Source organism: Gordonia ajococcus, from assembly GCF_012974285.1.
Taxonomy (GTDB): Bacteria; Actinomycetota; Actinomycetes; order Mycobacteriales; family Mycobacteriaceae; genus Gordonia; species Gordonia amicalis.
In genome coordinates, this window is record NZ_CP052884.1 from 4,638,995 (window position 1) to 4,654,014 (window position 15,020).

Sequence of the window (15,020 nt, forward strand, 5' to 3'; positions counted from 1 at the left end):
CGACCTGTTAGTTTGCGCTCGACCGGTCTCTTCGGGCCGGTCGGACGCGTAGTGGCACGCGATCGGGTTGGACGACGGACCGGATGTTCGGCGAGACCGGGCGTCCGGACCGGGTTGGAGGTGGCATGCAACTGTTCGTGGTCGGTGTCATCGCCGCATGCCTTGCCGCCGTCGCCTACGGGATGTCGACGGTTCTCCGTGCGCTCGGCGCGCGCCGGGTCGCCGCGACGGCCGCCGAGGAGGGCAAGGGCATCACCACCGGGACCGGTGCCCCCACCATCTCCTCGACGATGTCCACCTTCGTCGATCCCGCCTTCATCCTCGGCACCACGATGGTCGTCATCGGTTTCGCCGGTGGATCGCTCGCCGCGCGGTTCCTCCCGCTGTTCCTGTCGCAGACCATCGTGTCCGCGAACCTCGTCGTCACGGCACTCCTCGGGACGATCATCCTCAACATCGCGCTGCACACGCGCGAATGGGTCGCCATCTGGCTCGTCGTGATGTCGCTGTGCCTTCTCGGTGTCTCGTCGTCGCACCACACCGGCGGCGGTGAAGAGATCGGCTTCCACTGGGGCCTGTTCCTCGTGACCCTCGCGCTGTGTGCGTTCGCCCTCGTCGGCGTCTACAACCTCGGTTCGGCCGCGGCCGCCATCGCCGGCGGTGCCGCGGCCGGTCTGCTGTTCGGCATCATCGCCATCGCCGTGCGCATCCTCGGCGGCGTCGAACCGTTCGATCCCGTCGCCCTCCTGACCGACCCGGCGGCATGGACGATCGCCACGGCGGGCGCGGTCGGCTTCTACGTCCAGACCGTGGCCCTGCAACTGGGTGCGGTCAACGGTGTGACCGCAGTGCTGGTGGTCGGCGAGACCGCCGGCCCGAGCCTCGTAGGCGTCGTGTTCCTCGAGGACACCGCCAAGCCGGGACTCGGCTGGCTGGCCATCGTCGGCTTCGTCGGCGCGGTCATCGGCGCCGTGCTGGTCGCCTGGTACGGCTCGGTCGACCCCGATCACCTCGGCGAGGCCCCGCCGATGAAGGGCGGCTGGCGCCGCGGCCGCGAGGAGCCGGAGGACGAAACCGACGGGCTTCCCGACGACTTCGATGCCGATGAGTTCGAAGCAGAGGCCTTCGAAGAGGACTTTCGCCGGGAACCGTTCGAGCCCGGCCCGCTCGCCGAGGCCGTCGAGCCGCACCCGGGTGACCCCGGGTCCGACCACCGGTCCGCCGGCAGACGGGACTCGCAGCGCAACTGATCGGGACGTATCTCCCCACCAGATGGTTGACACCCGTTCCACCGGTGGAGATGGTGGGGTGATGACGCCCACCGCGACGGAGTCGCTCGCCCGCCTCGCCTACGAGACCCTCGAACCCTTCCACGTCCTCGCCTACTTCAACCCGGGACTCGGCCGGGCACAAGAGGACACCGGTCTCGACGGCCACGCGTTCTACGTCGGCGCCCGCGGAGCTCCACTCGGTCCCTGCGCCGCCCCGGTTGTCTCCGCCGCCTTCTACAACTTCAACCCCGAACTGATCGCCAAGTCGTGGAACGCCGCGATCGACGCCGGTCTCGACCGCGTCCACGAACGTCGCCACGCGATGCTCGACGATTCCCTGCGAGAGATCCTGGGTGATTCCGCCGACGACGCCCTGCTCGACGAACTCGCCTCCGAGTACACCGAACTCGCCGTCGGCCTGCCGCTCGGCGGTCGTCCCCTGACGGCCGCGTGGGCTTCGGCACCGATCCCGGACACGCCGCGCCTGCGGCTGTGGCAGGCGACCGCGATCCTGCGGGAATGGCGAGGCGACAACCACATCGCGGCCCTCGTCCTCCACGGACTCAACGGATTCGACGCGGCCGTCTTCCATGAGGCCCAGCTGCCCGATCCGGAGGTGAAACGCCGGGTCATGGGCAAACGCGTCGTGCTGCTCACCCGCGGCTACTCCGAACAGGACTGGGAGGACAGCGTCGACCGGCTCGTCGAAGCAGGCCTCGCCGAACGCGTCGACGACGGTCATCGCCTCACGGCACAGGGCGCCGCGGTGTACGACGACATCGAGGCGACCACCGACGCCGCGGGTGAATCCCGGTGGGCCGGGACCGCCGAGTTGCTCGAGCGGACCCGTCCGATCGTCAAGGCCGTGATCGGCGCCGGGGTCCTGCCCGGAACGAGGCGCAGATGAGTGGCCACGCCGAGGATGTGCGCGAGATCGAGAGCCTCAAGTACCGGTACCTGCGGGCACTCGACACCAAGGACTGGACCACGTTCGCCTCGACGCTCACCGCGGACGTGACCGGCAACTACGGCGCGACGCTGTCCTTCGGCACCCGGGACGAACTCGTCGGATACATGGAGGCCAACGTCGGGCCGTCGGTCATCACCGAGCACCGCGTGGCCCACCCGGAGATCGAGATCTCCGGCGACACCGCCCGCGGCCGCTGGTATCTGCAAGACCGGGTGATCGTCGTGGACTTCTCGTTCATGCTGATCGGCGCCGCCTTCTACGACGACACCTACCGCCGGACCGAGGACGGCTGGCGCATCAGCGCCACCGGCTACGACCGCACCTACGAGGCCACCATCGGACTGGTCGACCTGCCGAGCTTCGCGCTCGAGGTCGGCCCGGCCGTACGAATCTGAGGACGTGACATGTCTGAGCGAGTCTTCTCCGACCGGGTGGCGGCGGGACGAGCCCTGGGTGAGCGGGTCGCCGAGGTACTGCGGGCACGCCCCGACACCCGCACGGCGAGGCCGGTGGTGATCGGACTGGCCCGCGGCGGTGTGCCGGTGGCACGCGAGGTCGCCGATGCGGTCGACGGCGATCTCGACGCCCTGGTGGTACGCAAGATCGGGGCACCGGGGCATGCGGAGTTCGCGATGGGGGCCCTCACCGCCGGCCATCTGGTGGTCAACGACGACATGCCCCGGCGACTCGGGGTGTCGAGCGCCCAGTTCGACGCGGCCGCCGACCGGGAACGCCGCATCCTGCACGACCGCGAAGCGCTCTACCGCAGCGGCCGGCCGCCGGTCGAGGTCGAAGATCGGGTCGTGGTGCTGGTCGACGACGGCCTCGCCACCGGCTCCACGATGGCGGTGGCCATCGACGCGCTGGACGCGGCCGGCGCGTCGCGGCTGATCGTGGCCGTGCCCACGGCACCGTCGGATTCGGTCGGCCGGCTCATCGACCGCGGGGTCGACGAGGTCGTCGTGCTGACCATGCCCGAACCGTTCGAGGCGGTCGGACTCTCCTACGAGGACTTCAGTCAGGTCGACGACGATGAGGTGATCGCATGTCTGGATCGCGATCACCGGCCTTGAGCAACAACCTGGCGATGCCCTCACGATCGGTGACGTCCAGTTTGGTGGACGCACGGTAGAGGTGGCCCTCGACGGTGCGTACCGAGACCGTGAGCCGTTGCGCGATCTCCTTGTTGGACAGTCCTGCCGCAACGAGATTCGCGATCTCGCGTTCACGCGCGGTCAACGGGAGCGGTTGTGCCGCGGCGATCAGTGCGGGCGTGCGCAGTCCGCCGCACTCCGACGCGAGTCGATTGGCCGACGCCGCCGAGGCCACGGTCGCCGACCGTGCGCCCGCCGCGTCGTGCAGAACACTCGCCTGCGCGGCCGCGTCGGCTGCCGACAGCCGCACGCCCAGTGCCTCCAGATCGGCTGAGCACAAGTCGAGTTCGACCGCGTCGCCGGCGGCGAGAGCGGTTGCGTGCCGGGCGTAGAGCGGCGCCAGCGGACCGTCGACCAGTCCCGCGAGTTCGGTGAGACGCTCGGCGACGCCGGCATCGCCGAACCGGGCCGCAGAGTGCAGTGCCTCCGCCTCGACGGCGAATTGTCCCGACTCCCTTGCTTCTTCCGCTGTCCGGTGAACCAGCGCGACGGCTCGTGAGATGGTTCCGGCGGCCGCCGACTGCCAGGCCTCGGCGATGTCGAGCATCGGACCGAAGATCGCGACGTGCTTGCCGTACCGCGCCCGGGCCTTCTCCAGGACCTCGGCGGCACGGTCGGCCTGACCGAGCGCACTCAGCGCCTGGATCAGGAAGATGTGAGCCGGGAAGTTCCACGACTCGGAGAACTTCCCGCTGTCCAGGATCGCGAGGGTCTGCTCCATCCGCCGGGTCACGGAGACACATGCACCGCGCGAGAGCTCCACGGCGGCAACGAGAATCTCCGACATCGCCCAGCCCAGGTACTGCGCGGTCTGTGCGGCCGTCATGAACCGCCCGGCCGCCGCATCCGCGTCGTCGAGCCGACCGGTCAGCGTGAGGGCGAGGATCTCGCCGAAGCCGGTCGGGAATCGGAGCAGACCATCGACCTCCACCTCCCGGGAGTGCGCGGCGAGGGCCTCGACCTCGTTCCCGCAGCCCGCGACCGCCCTGGCGAGACTGCCGCCGAACACCGCCCATTCGATCGCCCAGGGCAGCTTCCGCTTCTCGGCGAAGACGCTGTCCGAGAGCGAGATCGCCTCACCGATGCGGTTCTCGAACAGCGCGCATGCCGAGGCGATACCGGTGACGATCGGGACGAGCGCCGGCCGCATGTCCCGCGTGCGCAGCATCTGCAGGATCTCGTCGGCGCGGTCGGCGTCGCCCAGCGCCCAGAAGGCGTTGCCGATTCTCAGGTTCCCCCACAGCAGGAGTTCTCCCTCGTCGAGATCGCCCGGCGAGAACCCCGAGAGGATCTCCTCGGCCTCGTCGGGATGGCCCTGCCACATCCGGGCGCGGGCAAGCAGTTCGGCGACGTCGACCCCGGCGCCCTCGTCCAGGGCCGCCCGCGCGAACCGTTCGCCGAGCGAGGTCTGCGCGAGTTTCAGGGCATCACTCGCCGCGGTCCGGACGAGCGACAGGTCGATGTCGACGTCGCTCTCGATGGCGAGGTCGGCGAGCCTGATCCGCTCGGCAGGGGTGTTGGTGGGACGCGACCTCAGCGCCGCGACGAGGTTGCCGCGCAGACGCCGTGACGACACCAGGCCGAGCCGGCGGCGGATCACCTCACCGAACAACGGATGGAGGAAGGCCACATCCAGTCGGCGACCGTCCCGCGTGATGCGGACGAGTCCGGCGATCTCGGCCTCCTCGACCGCCTCCTCGCCGGCGAGTTCGGCCAGCACGTCGATGTCGAGCGGTTCGCACAGGCTCAGGTACTTGAGCGCGTTGAGAACCGAGGCGTCCAGTTGTTCGATGCGTCCCTCGAGCAACGATGCGAGTTCGGAGGTGATCGCGGCGCGCCCGCGCAACTGCCAGACCCCGTTGACCTGTCGCAGCGTGTTCGCCTCCCGGGCACCGTCCACGAGATGCCTCAGGAACAGTGCGTTCCCACCGGACGCCTCCCACATCTGGGTGGCCGAATGTTCCTCCAGCTGCCCGCCGAGGACCGATTCGATCAGCTCGACACTCTGCTCTTTGGTGAACGGCGACAACGTGATACGGGTGAGGTGGTTGTCCTTCCACAGCGACGTCACGGCATCGGGCACCGCTTCACCGCTACGGACGGTCGCCACGATGTGCACCGCCCGATCGATCGCGAGCTGGTGCAGCAGGGTCGCGGACAACTCGTCGAGCAGGTGCGCATCGTCGACGCCGATGACGACGTCACCGTCGGCGAGCAGTGACTCCCGGGCTGCCGCCAGATAGCTGACCGGATCGCTCGACGTCGCGGGTCCGACGAGATGGGCGAAGACCCCCAGCGGAATCGATCGCGCCGACTCCGTCCCGGCCACCCACCGCACGCCGGTCGGCAGTTCGGCGGTGGCATGCCGGGCGAGGGTGGTCTTGCCCACCCCCGAATCGCCGGTGAGCACGACTCCGCATCCGCTCGTCTTCCCACTGAGCGCAGCGAGGATCGTGCGGAACTCGCGCTCGCGCTCGACCAGCGGCCACGTGGTGGACATGACAGGGGATTTTAGTCCGCACCGGAGCTCCGCGTGCTCTGACGAATCGTCATGGACATGTCAGCAGGACGCGCAATGCCATGTTCCCGCCGCGCTTGTGGCGGACGGTGGGGCCGTCAAGTCCGCGAATCACGCATCCCGGGCATTGGTCACGATGATCGCGATCGACAAGAGGATCGCGGTGAACGTGGCGAAGTACACCAGCGAGCCAAGGGCATTCCAGTGAAAGGTGTCGTTCCCACCGGACAGGAAGTTCCACCCGTTGAGGAAGGGCAGGAACGGCGTGATGTTCTCACCGATGCGCGGGAGCACCGAGAGGATGCGTTCGAACGCGAACATCCAGCCCAACACGATGGCCACCGCGCCGGCGGAATGCCGGACCAGCGCACCCACCGCGAGCCCGATCAGCGCACACAGCATCGCGAACACCGGCGTGCCCCAGAGCTGTCGTACGGTGTCCGGCCCACCGAGCGCGATGCCGTTGCCGGTGAGCGCCTGCCCCAGGACCACCCCGAGGAGACCCACGACCGCTGCCACCACGAAAGTGAGACCGCCGAACACCACGGTCTTCGCGAGAATCACCAGCGGCCGTCGGGGGGTCGCGGCGAAAGTCGTTCGGATGGTGCCGAATCGGTATTCGGTGGTGACACCGAGGACGGCCATGATCGCGAAGATCGCCACGCCGAACTGGTTCACGCCGACCAGATAGTCGATGGTCCGGGTGTCGACCGACGCGGGGTCGGCATAACCACCGGACAGCAGCCAACCGAGCAGCGCCGCAACGCCGATGCCGAACACGACCACCATCGCCAGGCACCAGTACGGGGACCGGGTGCTCGTCAGTTTGATGCGTTCGGCGTCGATCGCCGCAAGCGCCGGGCCGATCATCGCCGACCCCCTTCCGGAGTGGGAGAACCGGATTCGACGGGCCGGAAACCGTCGCCCCCGTGATAGTCGACGGCGTGTGCGGTCATCGACATGAACACCTCCTCCAGCGAGGCCGACTCGGCGGCGAGTTCGTGCAGCGTCACACCGGTCGCCGCCGCGATGTCACCGACCCGGTCGGTCGTCGTGTCGGGCACCCGCATCACCGGCCGCCCCTGGGCGTCGGGCGCACCCGGTGCCGGCGCGCGTCCGGCCTCCACCAAGGCGGTGTGCAACCTCTCGAGTTCGGGTCCGCGCACCCGCACCGACTGCCGTGCCCTTCCGGTGAACTCGCCGACCGAACAGTCGGCGATCAGTCGTCCACGCCCGATGACCACGAGATGGTCTGCGGTGAGCGACATCTCGGTCAGCAGGTGGCTGGAGACGAGTACGGTGCGTCCTTCAGCGGCCAACTGCCGCATGAACCCGCGTATCCAGACGATGCCCTCGGGATCGAGCCCGTTGACCGGTTCGTCGAACAGCAGGGTGTGCGGGTCGCCCAGGAGCGCACCGGCCAGTCCGAGCCGCTGCGACATGCCGAGTGAGAATCCGCCGGCCCGTTTGCGGGCCACCGACGTCAGTCCGACCGTCTCGAGCACCTCGTCCACCCGGGACACCGGAATCCGGTTGCTCGCCGCGAGCCACCGCAGATGTGACCGCGCGGTGCGGTTGGGGTGAACCCAGTGTGCGTCGAGCAACGCACCGACCTGACGGAGCGGATGGTCGAGGTCGCGGTACTGCACGCCGTTGATGGTCGCGGTCCCCGAAGTGGGGCGGTCGAGACCCAGCATCATGCGCATCGTCGTCGACTTACCCGCGCCGTTGGGCCCCAGAAAGCCGGTGACCCGTCCCGGGTTCACCTCGAACGTGAGATCGTCGACCGCGCGCTGACTCCCGAAGTCCTTGGTCAGATTCGTTACCCGCAACACGACACGACCATAGCCGCCCGCCCTTCGAGCGGGATGGCTCCTCTCGCCGAGAACTCGATTCGGGTCACGCGTGATCGGGCATCGGTGACGACGCCTGCGCCCAGAACCTCTTGGGAATCCGCCCTGCCCGCGCCGCGAGGCGGCCCGCGATCACCGCATGCCGCATCGCCGAGGCCATCCGCTCGGGATTCTCCGCACGTGTGACCGCGGTCGCGAGAAGCACCCCGTCACAACCGAATTCCATGGCGAGGGCCGCATCGCTGGCGGTACCGATACCCGCGTCGAGGATGACCGGGAGCGGGTCGTCGGAGGCGGTCGCACAGTGGTCGACGATCATCTCGATGTTGTGCGGGTTGAGGATTCCCAGTCCGGTGCCGATCGGCGAACCGAGCGGCATCACCGCGGCGACACCGAGGTCGGCGAGTCGCGCGGCGAGAACCGGGTCGTCGTTGGTGTAGGCGAGCACCACGAAGCCGTCGGCCACCAACGAGGCCGCGGCGTCCACGAGTTCGACGGCATCCGGCATCAGGGTGCGCTCGTCGGCCACCACCTCGAGTTTCACCCAGTTCGTCTCGAACGCCTCCCGGGCCAGCTGCGCGGTGAGCACCGCCTCGGCGGTGGTGTGGCAGCCGGCGGTGTTGGGCAGGACCGCGATGCCGAGACGGCGCAGCAGGTCGAAGACACCGGTCCCGGACGCGGCGTCGACGCGACGTACCGCCACGGTCGTGAGTTCGGTTCCCGACGCCACGAGGGCCCGCTCCAGGCTCGCGAGGTTTGTCGCGCCACCGGTTCCGGTGATCAGACGAGAAGAGAACTCGCGGCCGCCGATCCGGAGCGGGTCGGCGTCGGAACCGCCGGCGACGTCGACGACCTCGGACTCAGCCACCCTGCACCGCTGTCACGATCTCGACGACCGCGCCCGTGGTCATCGTGTGCTGCGACCACTGTCCGCGCGGGACGACCGCACCGTCGACGGCCACCGCGATCCCCCGGTCCGGTAGGCCGAGGCGGGCGACGACGTCCCCCACCGACACGTCGTCGCCGACGTCGAGGTTCTCTCCGTTCACGGTGATGGTCACGGTCATGCTCCTTCCAGAATTCCCAGCACGTTGTCCGCGGTGCCCGGCGCGAGGACGATGCCGTTGCGCCCGTGTCCGGTCGCGACCACCGTGCGGTCGTCGACCCGCTTCACGATCGGTAACCCGTCGGCGGTGCACGGCCTCAGTCCGGCACCCGCCTCCACCAGCTCGTAGGTGCGCAGACCCGGCATCACCTCGATGGCGTCGGCGAGCAGATCGGCGACACCACCCGCCTGCGGGGTGCGGTCCCCGAAGCCGCCGGCCTCGTATTGCGTTGCGCCGACCACGATCCCGTCCTCGCGTGGCACCAGGTACACCGCTCGGCCGTGGAGCCGGGCACGGACCACGTGCCCGGGCGGCGGCACCGACCACCGCGTCCGGCGCAGTCTCAGGATCTCCCCTTTCGCCGCGTGGAGCGGCACGTCGGGAAGCAGTTCCGCCGTGCCGAGTCCGGCGGCGAGAAGGATCTGGTCCCGCGGGCCGGCATGTTCGTGGACGTCGGCCAGGCTGCCCACCCGCGCCTCGGTGAATCGCACCCCCGCGGCGGCCCCTACGCTGCGCAGGGTCGCCAGCAGACGACGGTTGTCGATCGACCACTCGCCGACCGCCCGGTAGCCACTGACGAGCCGCGAACTCAACGACGGCTCCAGCGAACGGATCTCGCGACCCGTGACCGTGCTGAGCGTGGCGTCGGTCCGCGGTTGTTCGGCCCAGACGAAGTCCGCGAGATGCTGCAGGTACTCGGCGTCGGCGGCGGACGCGGCGACGAACAGGGAATCGGTGGCCGTGACGATCGTGGGGTCGCCGAGCCGCTTCACCAGCGTCGGCCAGCGCCGCACCGACTGCACCGACATCGCGAGCGCCGCTTCTTCACCCGGATGCCCCTCGCCGAGCGAACCGAGCATGCCGCCCGCCACCCACGACGCCCGCTCCTCGTGCCCGGCGTCGACGACGCGGACCTGCCAGCCCGCATCGGCGGCAGCGAGCGCACAGGTCAGACCGATCACGCCACCGCCGACGACGGTCAGCGCACGGTCGGGCTGCTCCGGGTGGGGTTGTTCCTCGACAACATGGCTCACGCCAGATCACCTTCCTTCGCCGGAATGACCCGGATCAGGTTCGACGGTCAGCGGAGGGTCCGCACTCTCAGCCCGGCCGGTCCGGGCTCCCGTGTGTTCTCGCGGTCCACCCTACGCCCGGCCCGCACCGACGCGGCTAGCCTGGTCGCCGTGACGACTGCCCCCGAATCGCGTGCTCGCGAACTGCGCCGCCGCCTGGACTCCGCCCGGCTCTACCTGTGCACCGACGCGCGGCGTGAACGCGGCGACCTGCTCGAGGTCGTGAACGCCGCCCTCGCCGGCGGCGTCGACATCGTGCAGCTTCGCGACAAGGGGTCACCCGGGGAGAAGAAGTTCGGCACTCTCGAAGCCCGCGAGGAGCTCGAGATCCTCACCGCGATGCGGGACGTCGTCGACGCCCACGGCGCATTGCTCGCGGTCAACGACCGCGCGGACATCGCCGCACTGTCGGGCGCCGACGTCCTCCATGTCGGACAGGGTGACCTGCCGCCACGGGTCGCGCGCCGGATCGTCGGCCCCGACACGATCATCGGTGCATCCACCCACGACCCCGGGCAGGCCGCAGCAGCGGCCGCCGACCCCGACGTGGACTACTTCTGCGTCGGCCCGTGCTGGACCACCCCCACCAAACCGGGTCGGACCGCCGCCGGCCTCGATCTGGTGTCGACGACCGCCGTTGCGATGTCGGAACCCGGGACTCCGCACAAGCCGTGGTTCGCCATCGGCGGCATCGATGCCCCGCGGGTGCCGGAGGTGACCGCGGCCGGAGCGCGCCGCATCGTCGTGGTCCGGGCGATCACGGCCGCCGCCGACCCTGCCGCGGCGGCCGCGGAGCTCCTCGCACGGCTGTAGCACCCGGGTCCGGAAAACCGCCCCGAGAAACCGCCCCGGTAAAGCGCCCTCCGGGGCGGCGCCACGTGCATATCGTCACCGGTCACGCTCTGGAGGGCGTGTTCCAGGGGTCGATTTGAGGGGCGGATCTCCGGGGCAGATCTCAGGCGCGAAACCCGTTTGCCGCCCTCGCCACCGAGGGCTATTCTGGACCGATCATGATGTGGATCAAGCGCGCGCTCGTAACCCGCCGCAGCGGGGTCTGATTCTGACCGACCCCCCGCTGCGGGTCGGTTGCGCGCTCTTGTCGGTCATCTCTTCTTCGACCGAAATCGGCTTTCGAGATGCATCCTCTTCATCTGCCTCACCCATCCTTCTCACGACACGGACACGCGACCGCGCCGTCGGCCGACCCCATCACCGAACACTTCGGCCGTCCGCTGCCCGCGGGTATGCGCGAGGAGGTCATCGGGATGAGCTGGCAACGATTCACCGACGAATATGCGAGCGGCGGCACCATCCGGCTCGGATCGTGGTCGGTCGCACCGACCCGTCAGGACCTCGTCGAATGCCGCGCGACCATCGCGATCGCCGATCGCATCATGTCGTGCAGCGCCGTCGCCGCCGGACCGCTCGGCGCGATGACCTCGATCCTCTACGACCTCGGCGCGCCGGTTCAGATACTGCGGCTGCACCAGCGCGAACTCGACGGTTCGATCGCCACCTTCCTGCTGTGTGAGAACAACGGCAGGCAGGTGTGGGCCTTCGGCGAGGGCAGCACCGGGGACGAGGCGAACATCGCGGCACTGATCTCCGGCGCGAACCGGCTGCTCGGACCCGCGGCGGCGTGAAGCCCGACCTGTGAAGTTCGGCGTCGTGAGGTCCGACGGTGTGAAGTTCGACGGGCCGAACCGCTATCCCTGCGGGTCGAGCGCCGCGATCCGTTCGCGCAGCGTGGGCCAGGCCAGACCGAACGCCGGGTGCAGCGGGAGCTGATCGACGTGCTTCTCCTCCACCCAGCGCAGTTCCGTCGACTCGAAGTTGGCGATCGTGCGCACCGGCTCGTCTGTCTCGGCGATGACCGTCGTGTAGGTCCAGCCGCCGGGTGATTCGTGGGTGATGACGGCGGCGACGACCCGAAGGTCCTCGCCGTTGATGCCGGCTTCTTCCTCGGCTTCCCGAATCGCGGTATCGATGGCGCCCTCGTGCGAGTCCCGGGCGCCGCCGGGCAGCGCCCAGGTACCACCCTGATGCGACCACGCGGCGCGATGCTGGAGCAGAACGCCCGTCACGCCGTCGGCCAACGGCGCCCGGAGCAGCAGACCTGCTGCGCCGTGAACACCCCAATACCGTGAACCGTCGGGATCGATCACCCAGCCGTCGCCGTCTCCGCGCACCACGCCTCCTTGCAGACCCGACGAGGGGATCGCCGGGGTTCCTCCACCGTAAGTGAGACATGCCCGACCTGCCAGGGCGATGGCGATCCATCCGTTGGATCAGTGAAACCAATCCGCGTACCGCAGCGAAACGAATCCGCGTACCGCGGTGACACCGATCCGCGTACCGCGGCAAGCGGGTCCACGCGGCGAAGAACTCCACCCCGCCGCCCCGAGGCCTCCGGAGTGGCGACCGCGTTGAAGGGAGGAACCCACCGGAGATGGCATAGGCTGAAACACGCACGACCCGGTGAGCGATGACCCCGTTGAGTCATTTCTTCAGACAGGTCGCGGGAGCCGGAACGGGGGCCGGCGACCGAGCGGCCGCACCGGAGACGATCCAGCGTTCGAGAAGGGGATCAGCTAGGTGACCGGCGATGCGTCCTCCGTGCGGACGGCACTCACCCGTGGCGGTCGCACGTTCCGTCCCGCCCAGTCGTCGCCGCCGATCCGCCAGGTCCTCGCCGATCGTCGCGAGCTCGTCGCGACCGCCCGCGAACGTGCGCAGTCACCGTTCCAGACGCTCCGGCACTATTCGGGCACCACACCGGGCAAGCTGATCATCATCTGCGTCATCCTGTTCCTCGGCTGCCTGTCCACCGGTCTGTACGCCTCCACCGTGCTCGAAGACCGCACCCAGACCCTGCAGCGCCTGATCGATCGCACCGAACCGCTCGCCGAGGCCGCGCAGGTCCTGTACAGCTCCCTGTCGATCGCCGACGCGTCCGCGAACGCGGCATTCATCTCGGGCGGTCTGGAAACTCCTGATCTGCGGCAACGCTACTCAGATGCCCTGGCGACGGCCGCGTCGTCGTTGATCCTCGCGACCGGCACCTCCAGCGAGCCGGGGCCCGGGATGGCCCAGGACGCGACCGAGCGTGCCCTGTCGTCGGACCTCGACACCCTCTCGACGTCGATCCCGGTCTACAGCGGACTCATCGAGACCGCCCGCACCAACAACCGGCTGGGCAATCCCGTCGGATCGGCGTACCTGGGCCAGGCGTCGTCGCTGATGCAGGACAAGATCCTGCCGGCCGCCCAGCGCCTCTACGAGCGGCGGTCGATGGCGATCGCCGACCCGCAGCATTCGCTGACCCGCCCGCCGTGGACGGTCTACGTCCCGCTGTTGCTGCTGCTCACGGCGATGGTGCTGACATCCCGCTACCTGGCGCGCAGGACCCGCCGTCGCTTCAACCTCGGACTGGTCGCCGCGATCGGCGCGCTCACCCTGGGGACGGTGTGGCTGCTGGCGTCGGGCCTGATGTCGGTCGCTGCGACCAGCAACGCCCGAACCGACGGCGCCGACCCGCTTCGCGAACTCACGGCCGCCCGCATCCTGACCCAGCAGGCCAGATCGGCCGAGACCCTGGCCCTGATCCGCCGCGGCGACCAGGGCGGACTGGAACGGACCTTCGCCGCGACGACTGCCAGGATCGACGGCATCGTCGACGACGTGCGCACATCCGAGGAGACCGGTTCGGTGTCGGCGGAGCAGCTCGACAAGGTGAGCTCGGCGCTGGCGGAGTGGAAGCGCACCGATGCCGGCGTCCGGCGGTACATCCAGACCGGCAACTTCGACCGCGCCCGGCAACTCACGGTCGGGGACGGGCTGAACAGTTCGGCACGCGCGTACACCGCCGTCGACACCGCCCTCGTGGACGCGATCACCACCGCGCGGACGTCGTTCCGCGACGACATCAACACCGCCCAGCGCGTACTCGGCTTCACCGGGACCGGGATACTGCTGCTCTCGGTCCTCGCCGCCATCGCGATCGTCGGCGGACTCGTCCCCCGAATACGGGAGTACCGATGATCGCTCGCCGACTCGCCCGCCGCCGGTTCTCCCACTCCGGACCCGTCCGCCCGCGCCGTCCGGTGGCGGCGGCCGTCCTGCTGCTCGTGGCATTTGTCGCGACCGGTTGTGTCCGGTTCCCCGCCGCCGAGTCACCGCCCCCGACCGCGACCGTCGGCCCGCTGGTGCTGCCCGGCGTCCAGACCGACGTGCCCATCGAACCGCCGCCGAGTTCGGAGGCGTGCAACGCCACCCTCACCCTGCGTCCGCCCGCACAGATGCCCGCGCCCGGCCGCATGCCGCCGAATTCGACGATGGCCGGGATCTTCGAACGCGGCCGGCTCATCGTCGGACTCGACATCGGCTCCAACCTGTTCAGCTTCCGCGATCCCATCTCGGGCGACATCCAGGGCTTCGACGTGGACATCGCGCACGAGATCGCGGGCGCGATCTTCGGTGACCCGCGGCGCGTCGAGTTCCAGGTGCTCAGCTCCGCACAGCGGATCGACGCGTTGCGCGACAAGACCGTCGACGTCGTCATCAAGACGATGAGCATCACCTGCGACCGGCTGCGCGACATCAGCTTTTCCGCCCCGTATTACGTTGCGTCCCAACGCATCCTGTCGTTCCGCAACTCGAACATCGCCGGACCGGCCCAGCTCGCCGACAAGCGGGTCTGCGCAGCCCGCGGCACCACCTCGATCGGCCGGATGCAGTCCATCCAGCCGCGGGTCCGGATCGTCAGCACCACCACCTGGGCCGACTGCCTGGTGCTGATGCAGCAGGGACAGGTCGACGCGGTGACCAGCGACGACGCCATCCTGGCCGGGCTGGCCGCACAGGACCCATGGGTCCGGGTCGTCGGTCCGAGCCTCGGGGAGGAGTTCTACGGCGTGGGCATCCCCAAGGGCGAGGACGACATGATCCGCTTCGTCAACGGTGTGCTCGAACGCGCCCGCGCGACCGGCCGCTGGCAGGAGATCCGCGACCGGTGGCTGACCATCCTCGACAGTGGATTCGGCGCACCGCAGCCGTACTATCGGGATTGATCGCGC

At 69.3% G+C, this 15,020-nt stretch carries 15 protein-coding genes and 1 riboswitch; of the genes, 8 read left to right on the forward strand and 7 right to left on the reverse strand.

The features are described from left to right. The first annotated feature begins 125 nt into the window (after positions 1 to 125). The 4 genes from GAA2_RS20955 to GAA2_RS20970 all read left to right on the forward strand — a co-directional run bounded on the left by GAA2_RS20955 (position 126) and on the right by GAA2_RS20970 (position 3,314). Positions 126 to 1,250 carry a DMT family transporter gene (locus GAA2_RS20955; RefSeq protein ID WP_006436713.1) on the forward strand — a complete coding sequence of 375 codons (1,125 nt, stop codon included), beginning with the start codon at positions 126 to 128 and terminating at the stop codon, positions 1,248 to 1,250. Positions 1,251 to 1,311: 61 nt separating this feature from the next. Further along, positions 1,312 to 2,178 carry an SCO6745 family protein gene (locus tag GAA2_RS20960; protein WP_191834551.1) on the forward strand — a complete coding sequence of 289 codons (867 nt, stop codon included), beginning with the start codon at positions 1,312 to 1,314 and terminating at the stop codon, positions 2,176 to 2,178. After that, the gene (locus GAA2_RS20965) at positions 2,175 to 2,636 is read left to right on the forward strand and encodes a nuclear transport factor 2 family protein (RefSeq protein WP_006436715.1); all 462 of its coding nucleotides are present in this window, start codon (positions 2,175 to 2,177) and stop codon (positions 2,634 to 2,636) included. The genes GAA2_RS20960 and GAA2_RS20965 overlap by 4 nt, the downstream gene beginning before the upstream one ends. Before the next feature lie 9 nt (positions 2,637 to 2,645). Beyond that, on the forward strand, positions 2,646 to 3,314 hold the full coding sequence (locus tag GAA2_RS20970) for a phosphoribosyltransferase (protein WP_006436716.1): 669 nt from the start codon (positions 2,646 to 2,648) through the stop codon (positions 3,312 to 3,314). Here GAA2_RS20970 and GAA2_RS20975 read toward each other — a convergent pair. The 6 genes from GAA2_RS20975 to thiO all read right to left on the reverse strand — a co-directional run bounded on the left by GAA2_RS20975 (position 3,256) and on the right by thiO (position 9,906). Further along, positions 3,256 to 5,895: a LuxR C-terminal-related transcriptional regulator gene (locus tag GAA2_RS20975; protein WP_191834552.1), complete on the reverse strand. Its 2,640-nt coding sequence runs from the start codon at positions 5,893 to 5,895 to the stop codon at positions 3,256 to 3,258. The two genes, GAA2_RS20970 and GAA2_RS20975, sit on opposite strands and share 59 nt — an antisense overlap. Positions 5,896 to 6,024: 129 nt before the next feature. Further along, a complete protein-coding gene (locus GAA2_RS20980; protein ID WP_006436718.1) occupies positions 6,025 to 6,783 on the reverse strand; it encodes an ABC transporter permease in 759 nt (252 codons plus the stop codon). Next, positions 6,780 to 7,748, reverse strand: a complete 969-nt coding sequence (locus GAA2_RS20985; protein WP_191834553.1) for an ABC transporter ATP-binding protein — start codon at positions 7,746 to 7,748, stop codon at positions 6,780 to 6,782. Before GAA2_RS20985 ends, GAA2_RS20980 begins: the two co-directional genes overlap by 4 nt. A 64-nt stretch (positions 7,749 to 7,812) precedes the next feature. After that, complete coding sequence (locus tag GAA2_RS20990) at positions 7,813 to 8,634, reverse strand: thiazole synthase (protein ID WP_006436720.1); 822 nt, start codon at positions 8,632 to 8,634, stop codon at positions 7,813 to 7,815. Beyond that, complete coding sequence (gene thiS, locus GAA2_RS20995; RefSeq protein ID WP_006436721.1) at positions 8,627 to 8,827, reverse strand: sulfur carrier protein ThiS; 201 nt, start codon at positions 8,825 to 8,827, stop codon at positions 8,627 to 8,629. Before thiS ends, GAA2_RS20990 begins: the two co-directional genes overlap by 8 nt. 2 nt (positions 8,828 to 8,829) lie before the next feature. Then, positions 8,830 to 9,906 carry a glycine oxidase ThiO gene (gene thiO, locus GAA2_RS21000; RefSeq protein ID WP_191834554.1) on the reverse strand — a complete coding sequence of 359 codons (1,077 nt, stop codon included), beginning with the start codon at positions 9,904 to 9,906 and terminating at the stop codon, positions 8,830 to 8,832. Further along, positions 9,900 to 10,009: riboswitch (TPP riboswitch) on the reverse strand. It overlaps the preceding gene by 7 nt. A gap of 47 nt (positions 10,010 to 10,056) precedes the next feature. Between thiO and thiE the strand changes: the two genes are divergently transcribed. Next, a complete protein-coding gene (thiE, locus tag GAA2_RS21005; protein WP_248664673.1) occupies positions 10,057 to 10,758 on the forward strand; it encodes a thiamine phosphate synthase in 702 nt (233 codons plus the stop codon). A gap of 452 nt (positions 10,759 to 11,210) precedes the next feature. After that, the gene (locus GAA2_RS21010) at positions 11,211 to 11,588 is read left to right on the forward strand and encodes a hypothetical protein (RefSeq protein WP_191835035.1); all 378 of its coding nucleotides are present in this window, start codon (positions 11,211 to 11,213) and stop codon (positions 11,586 to 11,588) included. Between the two features lie 63 nt (positions 11,589 to 11,651). On the opposite strand, the gene GAA2_RS21015 is transcribed toward GAA2_RS21010, so the two are convergent. Further along, positions 11,652 to 12,134, reverse strand: a complete 483-nt coding sequence (locus tag GAA2_RS21015) for an NUDIX hydrolase (protein WP_096275034.1) — start codon at positions 12,132 to 12,134, stop codon at positions 11,652 to 11,654. A 406-nt stretch (positions 12,135 to 12,540) separates the two neighbouring features. Here GAA2_RS21015 and GAA2_RS21020 point away from each other — a divergent pair, with 406 nt between their 5' ends. Together GAA2_RS21020 and GAA2_RS21025 are read left to right on the forward strand one after the other, a co-directional pair. After that, positions 12,541 to 13,986 (forward strand): hypothetical protein, encoded by a 1,446-nt coding sequence (locus GAA2_RS21020; RefSeq protein WP_096274764.1) that lies wholly within the window; start codon positions 12,541 to 12,543, stop codon positions 13,984 to 13,986. Next, positions 13,983 to 15,014, forward strand: a complete 1,032-nt coding sequence (locus GAA2_RS21025) for a glutamate ABC transporter substrate-binding protein (protein WP_191834555.1) — start codon at positions 13,983 to 13,985, stop codon at positions 15,012 to 15,014. The genes GAA2_RS21020 and GAA2_RS21025 overlap by 4 nt, the downstream gene beginning before the upstream one ends. Positions 15,015 to 15,020 lie beyond the last annotated feature (6 nt).